This window comes from Pseudovibrio sp. JE062 (assembly GCF_000156235.1).
Lineage (GTDB): Bacteria > Pseudomonadota > Alphaproteobacteria > Rhizobiales > Stappiaceae > Pseudovibrio.
Window position 1 is genome coordinate 153,617 of sequence record NZ_DS996815.1, and the last position, 8,127, is coordinate 161,743.

At 52.3% G+C, this 8,127-nt stretch carries 7 protein-coding genes; 6 read left to right on the forward strand and 1 reads right to left on the reverse strand.

Going from position 1 to position 8,127, the window contains the following annotated elements; all coding sequences use genetic code 11:
• The first annotated feature begins 99 nt into the window (after positions 1 to 99).
• Together PJE062_RS23260 and PJE062_RS23265 are read left to right on the forward strand one after the other, a co-directional pair.
• The gene (locus PJE062_RS23260; RefSeq protein ID WP_008552319.1) at positions 100 to 2,352 is read left to right on the forward strand and encodes a hypothetical protein; all 2,253 of its coding nucleotides are present in this window, start codon (positions 100 to 102) and stop codon (positions 2,350 to 2,352) included.
• 180 nt (positions 2,353 to 2,532) lie between these two features.
• Positions 2,533 to 2,931 carry a RidA family protein gene (locus PJE062_RS23265; RefSeq protein ID WP_008552330.1) on the forward strand — a complete coding sequence of 133 codons (399 nt, stop codon included), beginning with the start codon at positions 2,533 to 2,535 and terminating at the stop codon, positions 2,929 to 2,931.
• Between the two features lie 38 nt (positions 2,932 to 2,969).
• Here the strand turns inward: PJE062_RS23265 and PJE062_RS23270 are convergent, their stop codons facing one another.
• A complete protein-coding gene (locus PJE062_RS23270) occupies positions 2,970 to 3,896 on the reverse strand; it encodes a hypothetical protein (protein WP_008552386.1) in 927 nt (308 codons plus the stop codon).
• A 368-nt stretch (positions 3,897 to 4,264) separates the two neighbouring features.
• Here PJE062_RS23270 and cysG point away from each other — a divergent pair, with 368 nt between their 5' ends.
• From cysG to PJE062_RS23290, 4 genes are all read left to right on the forward strand, one after another.
• Positions 4,265 to 5,734, forward strand: a complete 1,470-nt coding sequence (gene cysG / locus PJE062_RS23275) for a siroheme synthase CysG (protein WP_208982455.1) — start codon at positions 4,265 to 4,267, stop codon at positions 5,732 to 5,734.
• Positions 5,735 to 5,745: 11 nt separating this feature from the next.
• Complete coding sequence (locus PJE062_RS23280; RefSeq protein ID WP_008552324.1) at positions 5,746 to 6,051, forward strand: DUF2849 domain-containing protein; 306 nt, start codon at positions 5,746 to 5,748, stop codon at positions 6,049 to 6,051.
• Positions 6,052 to 6,077: 26 nt separating this feature from the next.
• Positions 6,078 to 7,733: a nitrite/sulfite reductase gene (locus PJE062_RS23285; protein ID WP_008552287.1), complete on the forward strand. Its 1,656-nt coding sequence runs from the start codon at positions 6,078 to 6,080 to the stop codon at positions 7,731 to 7,733.
• On the forward strand, positions 7,723 to 8,127 hold a 405-nt coding region (locus tag PJE062_RS23290), incomplete at its 3' end, for a phosphoadenosine phosphosulfate reductase family protein (RefSeq protein ID WP_037038086.1). The genes PJE062_RS23285 and PJE062_RS23290, both read left to right, overlap by 11 nt.

An 8,127-nucleotide genomic window follows, 5' to 3' on the forward strand; every position in this document is an offset into this window, starting at 1 on the left:
TGCTCACCAATCGCTAACTAAGCCCGCAGTCCAGCGATATCACGCGAATGTGAACGTGGTAAATATGCGGCCTGACGCAAGGTGAGATGAGGTGTGTCTATGCCCGCACAAGCGCCCGCCCCGAAATATGATGATTGGCTGAAGAAAGTTTATGTTGAGATGAACTGGAAGTTCCACGACCTGGTGGGTGGTGGACGCAAGAAACGCTCTCCAAGCGTGACCAGTAAAGTCTCTGAGGCCAGCGCGGCAATTGGCTCGCAAGTTGATGAAGACACGCCGGATTGGACCGTTGATCCAGACATCCCGGATTATGTAGTGGCAGGCACACCCGCTGAAGAGCGCAAAAAGCGCCCGCTGACAGCTGCGCTGAGTGATGCGGGCATCAGGCCAACAGAAGGGTTCACAGAGCGTCTCAACTCCTACCAATCTCAAAAATCCCATTATGAGGAAGATCCGGTGGGTGCAGCCTATGCGGACCCGGAGGCTGTCAAATGGGATCGTCTGGTCAAAGGCACCCTGGGCGAGAGCGATCAAAAAGCCCGCCAGATGGTGTTGATGCAGCACGAAATTGAGCTTAAAAAACAATCCCGCCAACTCACTCGCGAAGTGTTTCAGGATCAGTCGACCGCACCGGAGTTCAGAGCCTACCTACGTCAGGCCAGCGACACCCCCTCTAACAAAATGGATACGGCACAGCGTGAAACCATCATGTTCTTCAGTCAGAATATGAAGGTGTTGGGCAATGAGCTGGTCGCCACAGCAAAAGAGCTGATGCACGAGAAAGCCTTTGGCGACTCTATGATGAAAACCTTGCATGACGCGAGAAAACACGCAGTTTCAGAGCGGGAAAAGAAACGTCTGGCGGAGCTGGAAGAAGAAGCCATCGCTTATGGCACGGCCATGTCCAAGCAAATGGCCTTCGCGCTCAATTGCACCAACTGTGTGGAAACCGCTATCAGCCGGGGTGCTGAAGTGGAAGCAGCTGTTTTGCAGCTCAATGATGAACGCCCCAAAGCCGTATTCGCGACGTCTGGATTGCAGCGCACGGCAGAAGAGATGGTGCTCTCGCAACTGGATAAAAGCAACAACGTGAAGAAGACCCTGGCATGGGCGGAAACCCAGCCATGGTCGCAGATGGTTAAGGTCAACATCAAAAAAGAGGGACGCGACTACTCCATCACTTCAGAACTGCGCACTGCTCCTGAAACCCCTGCAAATACTGGGGACCCGATGGTCGACAATCATGTCGACATGCCCCACAAATCAGTCACCAAAACCGAGCTTGCCAACACACCTGAGCTTGGTTTCAACGGCCTGCGTTCCGGCCAGCTGATGGCATCCATGTCTCATCAGGAGACAGGTGAAAAAGGGCCGGACGGCAAGCCTTTTGTCGGCATCCCAAGTGAAGCCTCCGTGGCATGGGCCAAAACCTTGCTGACAGCGCAAAAGGAAGGGCAGGACATATCGGACCAACTGCCGGATTATATGGAAGTCAAGGAAGTCTGGTACCGCGAAAACCGCTCTGGCCTCAGAGGCAAACTCAAACGCGGAAAACCGGAAAAGAAGGTCCATGTTGTCACTTACAAAGAGACCTCGGAGTCCGTTCAGGCTGCCCAAAAACTGCGCAGTGCCCCCAAGGGGATGGCTGGAGATCTGGCAGACCTTGCAGATAACATCGCTGACCTCAAGGCAGATCAGGCACGTAAAGCTGAAAAGCTGAAAGCTCATAAAGAGGAACTAGAAAATTTCCTGAGTTCTAAGGGCGAAGGCATGCTGGAAAGCTTCGGCGAAGCCCATGAGGCGTTCGAAGCACTGCAGGAAAACATTCTTCAGCAGGTCATTGCTAAGATGAGCAAGGGCAACAGTCTCAAGAGCATTAAGAAATGGGCAAGCAAGCAGCCGTGGGCAATGTTGTTTGAGATTGATTTCAAGCCAGATGAGAGCGGCAAGAAGAATTTTTACAACGTGGTTGTCAAAGGAAAGGAAGAAACAGTCGAAGAGACTGATGGCGCAGCAGAAGATGGTCGCACACAAACAGATGGCAAATCAAAGGACAATGAAGCGTCACTGACAAGCGCACTCGCAGCTCTCTCAAAGCCAGCCGTTCAAAAGGAACTGGTCCTCAAATACACCGGCGATAAGCACGATGGCCTGCCTGTCGTTGAAAAGCCAAGCCCTCTGGCAAAGAAATGGGCAGAGATGATTATGACAACCTATGGCTCCAACGCCAAACTACCGGCCTACCTGGTTCTTCGGGATGTCTGCTATAAATCAGCCTCACGAAACTTGATCCGGCGCGGCAAATACATTTCCTGCAAGGCCGTTGAGTTTATTCCCTCCGCCTTCAAGTAACTGACCAGCTCTACCAGCCAACATCATGCCGCTTCTCGCCACCCTCTGGGACAGCATGCAGATAGCCGTTCATGTGTTTCAGCTTAAATGTGAACTGCTTTAGGCTCAGTGTGGCGTTATAGTTTACGCGTCTCAAAAACGGGGCAGCAATCTGCTGAGAGGCGTCAGGAAAGGTATTTCATGGTCAAGCGTGTGGTCATCCCTCAGGAATTTCAGGAAGTTGCAGAAAAGCTCAACATGTCACCGGCGATCTTTTCAGGAAATCATATCTTCCTGAGTGGCATGACTGGAGCGGATATGAACGGTAATATGCCGGAAGATCCTGAAGCCCAGTTCCGCAACACATTCAAGAAGATCGCCTGTATCCTGAACGAAGCCAATCTGGATCTGGATGCCATCGTGGAAATGACCAGCTACCACATCGGCCTGCGCGAACATTTCGAACTGTTCGACTCCATCCGCCTCGAACTCTTCTCCAAACCCTATCCAGCCTGGACCGCCATCGAAGCCGCCGCCCTCCGCCGCGAAGGCGCCCTGGTAGAAGTCCGCGTCATCGTCAGCGCACATTATGGTGGGTGAGGTGTAGTCAGATGAAAATGCTCTAAATTGCGCTCTGGTTAAGTACTTTCATTGTCACGGCTAGCGTAGAACGCATCTATTTTTATTTGGATGTCGCTAATCATTTTTTCTAATAGTTCCGTTAAGCGTAGAACGTACCCTTGTTCGATCACATGAGCTTGGTCGCTGTCTCTGTTTATTCCGTTGCGATGAACGCAGTCGTGACGTTTCTTAATTGCATCTTCTAGAACTTTTTTGTCGGCATCGTCTGTTGGTAGAATAGCGATGCCCATTCCAATGCTGAAGATCGTGTTTACCCTCTTTAGATTATGGAACGAAACTGCATGTAAATGCGCAATTAGCTGTTCTCTTGCAAAGTCTTGAACTCCGACTGCTTCTTTAAGTGTAAACTTGGTATCCCCAAGGCCAAAGCTTTTAGATTGCAGTAGTTTAAACTGTACTTCTTTCTCTCTTGTTGCTGCCGTGAGTACCGTATCTGCGAGGTAAGTCTCTAACGCAGTAATGCCTTGCGCTAACAGCATGCGAGCAAGCATTTGTGATTTTGGGTCAAGAGCTATCGATGAAGTCCAGGCTCGAATGTCATTTATGGTTTTATGGAAAGAATCGTACGCAGGCCGGGCATCATTTTCTTGCTGCTCCAACCAGTCATAATAATCATTTTCGTAGTCGTCATAGACTGTTGAAGAACCTTGTACAGCATCGGTTTCAATAGTGACGTCTGGATGTTCATCAAGCTCTATCTTGGCAGTACTCCAGTCAGTTATGACCTCTCCACGATGCAGCTCGCCGCAATTATAACATCGTATTTCTATTGGGAGCTGTGTATGGTCCTCTTCGTCATACATAACTGGTAGCTCTAAGCTGCCAGAGGTCTCTTTGTTACAACTTGGGCAATTAAATTCGACTTCTGACTCTTCCCAGTCTCTTTCTTCCATCTCAATCATGAGCTGTTTAACAAAACCCATTACGTCCTCCAAGCACTGTAGTATGGATGTAGAGTATTATAGGTTCAGTCCTTCAAGTAGTGAGCAAGTTTTTCTCTTCAAGAAAATTAAACAGCAAATCTAGGGATTTTTTGGCATTCTATATAGCGAAAATATAGAATGATGTTTCTTCAGTCTCGCACATTCGATCTGAATGTGATTTTCCGGTTTGCCTACCTGAAAAAAATCTTTTCTACGCACTCATCCAGCTTTGGAATGCCATACCGGGCTTAGAGGAACTCTACTCTGTAAACTCGCTCCCAATGAAGTGCATTCCCGAAAAGTGGGAACCGGTTTTCCTACAAGAATTCATTCCAGCATAAATGATCCCAAAACGCTTGGAGAGCGCAATGGCTTTGGTAGAGAGCTACAACACACAGCAGGACGAGAGCAATAAACTCGCTGTCTTTCCGACCTTTCATAAGGTTGAAGGCAAAATGGTTGTTGTTGTTGGCTGTGGTGATGAAGCTGCTGCGAAAGTGAGGCTTCTGGCGCAAACCAAAGCACACATCCGTGTTGTCAGCCATGAGCGCCCAAGTGCAGCTCTGGCCGAAGCGGTTGCCGATGCCGATGGCGTTTTCATGCTCAGCGTATTCAACCCGGTTTATCTGGATGGCGCAGCTCTCGTGTTTGCTGCCACCGATGAAGAAGAGCTGGACCGCGAAATCGTGGAAGCTGCTCGCGAGAAGGGCATTCCGGTCAACGCAGTGGACCGTCCTGAGCTATGTGACTTTTACACCGGTGCGATGGTCAATCGCGCACCTGTTGCCGTGGCAATTACCTCAACAGGCGTTGGCCCTGTTTATGCCCGCCACATCCGCGCACAGGTAGAAGCTCTGTTGCCTCGGGAGGCCGGTCAACTCGCAAGGTTGGCAGATAGTTTCCGTGCTACAGTTGGTAAGCTGATGCCTTCGGGAAGCGCACGTCGCCGCTTTTGGGCTGAATTTTTTTCAGGGACCATTGCTGCGAACACTTTTGCTGGTGAGACACAAAAGGCCCTGACCGAAGCGCATCGCTTGCTGAACTCTGAGCAGGACCAGAAGGGATACGTCTGGCTCGTGGGTGCAGGCCCGGGAGCAGAAGACTTGCTGACCCTGCGCGCTCAGCGCGTCCTGCAGGAAGCAGATGTGATTTTCTATGATGCGTTGGTCCCGGATGCTGTGGTTTCCATGGGCCGCCGCGATGCAACACGCATCAGCGTGGGAAAACGCAAAGGAACGCACAGTTCAACGCAAACCCAGATCAACCAGTTATTGGTCTCTGCCGCCAAGTCCGGCAAGCGGGTTGTCCGCCTTAAAGCCGGGGATCCGATGGTGTTTGGTCGGGCTGGAGAAGAGATTGCCGCGCTGCGAGAGCATGACGTGGACTTTGAGATTGTGCCCGGTGTCACCGCAGCTTTCGCCGCTGCAGCCAGCGCTCAAATACCTTTGACATTACGCGGTGTTGCCTCCTCGCTGGTGTTCGCCACCGGGCACAACCAGAATGGAGATGTCCTCCCGGACTGGGCGGATCTCGCACTCAACGGCTCCACAACTGCCGTCTACATGGGCCGCACAGTGGCGGGGAAAGTGGCCAACCTGCTCGCTAAAGCAGGTTTGGACTTATCCACCCCGGTCATGGCTATTGAGAACGCAGCCCAGACAAAAGAACGCAATTTTGCAGGCACCCTGCAAGACCTCTGTAATTTCGAGCATCACGACAGCGTCACCGGACCCACACTTATCGTCATCGGTAAGGCAGTGGCCCACGCAGACCAGTCGCGATCGCTCCCGCTAAGCCCATACAAATACGAGAAGTTACCGGCTGTGGTCGCAGCCTAGGGAGACCCCTGATGAAAACTATTACCGCCAATAGACTGGTCGATGGTGATGTCGTCTGGCTCGGCCACAACGGAGAGTGGGTCGAGTTTGTTGAAGCCGCCTGGGTTCTGGGCTCTGATGAAGATATGACCAAAGCTCTGGACTTCGCGAAAGCCGGTGAAGAAAAGCAATATGTTCTCGGCACTTACGCGATCGATCTGGAACTCAAAGACGGCCACCTGCAGCCAAAGAGCCTGAAAGAGCGCATCCGCGCCCAAGGGCCAACCACACGCCTTGATCTCGGCAAGCAGGCCGAACGCCATCTGCGTTCTGCCTAAGTCCTTTTAAATTCTGGAGTATTTCAATGTATCGCTACGACGAATTTGATCGCGACTTTGTCAATCAACGCGTAACCCAGTTCGAAGATCAGGTCCGCCGCCGCATGTCCGGTGAGCTGACGGAAGACGAATTTAAGCCCCTGCGCTTGATGAACGGCCTGTACCTGCAGCTGCACGCTTACATGCTGCGCGTTGCTATTCCATACGGCACGCTCAATGCCACTCAGATGCGTAAACTTGCCCATATTGCAAGGACTTACGACAGAGGTTACGGCCACTTCACAACGCGTCAGAACGTCCAGTTCAACTGGCCAAAGCTCTCCGACACCCCGCAAATCCTGCGCGAACTTGCCGACGTTGAGATGCACGCCATCCAGACTTCCGGCAACTGTATCCGCAACGTGACCTCCGACCAATTCGCCGGCGCCGCCGCCGACGAGTTCGCAGACCCACGCGTTTACGCCGAAATCCTGCGCCAATGGTCCTCACTGCATCCGGAATTCCTGTTCCTGCCACGCAAGTTCAAGATTGCGATTACTGGTGCTGAACAAGACCGTGCTGCTGTGCAGGTGCACGACATTGGCCTACAGCTGACCCGCAATGAAGACGGGGAAATCGGCTTTGTGGTCTTTGTAGGTGGTGGTCTGGGCCGTACGCCGATGGTTGGCCGTAAAGTACGAGATTTCTTACCAGAAAATGACTTGCTGGCTTACAGTGAGGCGATCCTGCGCGTCTACAACCGCTATGGCCGCCGCGACAACAAGTACAAGGCGCGCATCAAGATTCTGGTTCACGAAACCGGTCTGGAAGAGCTGAAGCAGGACATCGAAACAGAGTTCAAGGCAACCAAAAACGGCATCCTCAACCTGCCAAATGAAGAAGTGGTTCGCATCAACGAATACTTCGCACCGCCATCTTTCGATGCTCTGCCAAAGATCAGCACTGAGCTGGAAGCAGCGAAGCGCGAAGACCGTGATCTGGCCCTGTTCTCCAGTCGCAACCTGCACGCTCACAAGGCAGAAGGTTACACATCTATCACCATCTCGCTGAAGCCAATCGGCGGGGCGCCGGGTGACGCGACTGCAGACCAGATGGACGTGATTGCTGATTTGGCAGAACGGTTTGGACACAACGAACTGCGCGTTACACACGAACAGAACCTCGTACTGCCACACGTGAAGCTGCAGGATGTTCCCACTATCTTCAAGATCCTGAAAGCCAATGATCTGGCAGATTCCAACGCTGGCCTGATCACCGACATGATTGCTTGCCCAGGTCTGGACTACTGCGCACTGGCAAACGCCCGCTCCATTCCAATTGCTCAGGAAATATCCAAGCGATTTGAAGCGGTTAAGCGTCAGAACGAGATTGGTGATCTGAAGCTGAAGATCTCCGGCTGCATCAACGCCTGTGGTCACCACCACGTCGGCCACATCGGCATTCTGGGTGTAGACCGCAAAGGCGAAGAGCTCTATCAGATCACACTGGGTGGTTCTGCGGATCAGAACACATCCATCGGCAAAATCATTGGTCGCGGCTTCCCGGAAGCTGAGATCACCGACGCCGTTGAAACCGTTGTCGACACCTATCTGGCAAACCGGCTGGACGAAGAAGAAAGCTTTATCGACGCCTACCGCCGCTTGGGTGATCAGCCATTCAAGGACGCTCTTTATGGAGCATAGTCAATCACATAAGGCCTCTTTGGAGGCTCAGGTGAAGCTGCTGGACCGGATGTATTCTGAGCGCGACGCTCAGGACATTCTGGAGCACGCGCTTAGGGATCAGTTCGCCGGAGAGATTGCTCTGGTGTCCTCCTTCGGTGCTGACAGCTCCGTGCTGCTTCACATGGTGTCTCAGATCGACGTCCGTACCCCGGTACTGTTCGTCGACACTGGCAAGCTGTTTGGCGAAACCAAGCGCTATCGTGACGAACTGGTTGAACAACTTGGCCTTTTGGACGTGCGCGTCATCACGCCTGATCCAGAAGACCTTGCTGAGAAAGACCCGAAAGGTGCTCTCTGGGCATCTGACACAGATGCGTGCTGCCACATCCGCAAGGTGGTTCCACTTGCAAAA